The 1,169-nt window shown below is 61.6% G+C and carries 1 pseudogene; it reads right to left on the bottom strand.

Features of this window, described 5'->3' with window-relative positions:
- Nucleotides 1-285: 285 nt before the first annotated feature.
- Nucleotides 286-1,169: pseudogene (locus NKI70_RS33840) on the bottom strand (IS110 family RNA-guided transposase); the annotation flags it as partial.

The raw sequence follows: 1,169 nt of genomic DNA, 5'->3' as shown, positions 1-1,169 counted from the left end.
CAGGCTTCTCTGATTGGGGTCGTTGAGGTCAAGCTCCTCCTGATATTTTTCCGGACCATGTCGCCCCGCGGGTCACTCGCTTCTCTTCGCGGTCGACGTTAAGCCGCCGCATGATGGGGTCAGTAGAGCGAGGCCTCTCAATCTGTTGAACGACCTTGGGAGAGTTCGTCCCAGGATCGTGCCTGCTAACGAGATCGCCTTGCCCGTCGTCCCCACGGGAACGATCCGGCTCACGCCCTTTCGGGCGGAATCAACTCCTCCTTCGTTGGTCCGTTATCCCGAATTTCATGCCGGTACGGGGCCGGGTGCCTTGCCGAAGCGGAATTCTGTCGCATCGCTCCACATGCGATGCAGGATGACAGCGAGCTTGCGAGCAACAGCAACTCGGGCTCGGGCCATACCGCGCCGCTTGGCGACGTTCATACCCCACGCTCTGAGGCTCGACCATTTCTTGCTGAGCACAAGCAGTGAATGAGCCGCCTCATAGAGGGCCGTGCGGGCGAGCTCGTCACCGCATCGGCTTACCTTGCCCTGAATGTCCGTCTCGCCAGATTGATAGCGTGCCGGGGTCAGACCCAAATGCGCTCCGACATCCCTCGATCGGCGAAAGCGGTCCGGCTGATCGACCGTGGCACGAAAGGCGAGCGCGGTGATGGGTCCCACACCGGGCACGGACAGAACTCGCGCAACATCGTTGCCACGATCGCCAGAAGCGGCTCGACAAGCGCCATGATGACCGTATCTGCGCCAATCAGTTCGCGCACGCGATGAGCGAAAGTTGCGCGGCCTGGAGTGCCGAGCTTGATGCCGGCCTCCCGCAGAATCGCCCTGACGACATTTTCGATCGTCCGCATTTCATTGAGGACCGTGCGTCGCGCAACGAGGAGGGATCGCCAGAGCCGACACTGCTGGCTCTTCACATGCACCTGCCGATACCAGCCGGTGCGCATGATCTGCGCCAAGGCGCGGGCGTCGTTGCGATCGGTTTTGTTCGGCATCGTTTTCATCGCCGCGTTGGCCTGCCGGGTCTCGATGCAGATCGCCGGCAATCCTTCGGCGCGAATACCGTCATAAAGCCAGGCTGTCAGCGAACAGGCTTCGAGCCCGATGCGCTCCAGCGGCAGATCGATTTTCCGCAAGGCTTCATAAAGCGCCCTCGGCTCACTCGC

The organism is Mesorhizobium sp. M0500, assembly GCF_040321165.1.
Lineage (GTDB): Bacteria > Pseudomonadota > Alphaproteobacteria > Rhizobiales > Rhizobiaceae > Mesorhizobium.
This window is presented reverse-complemented; position numbering and strand designations above follow the sequence as displayed.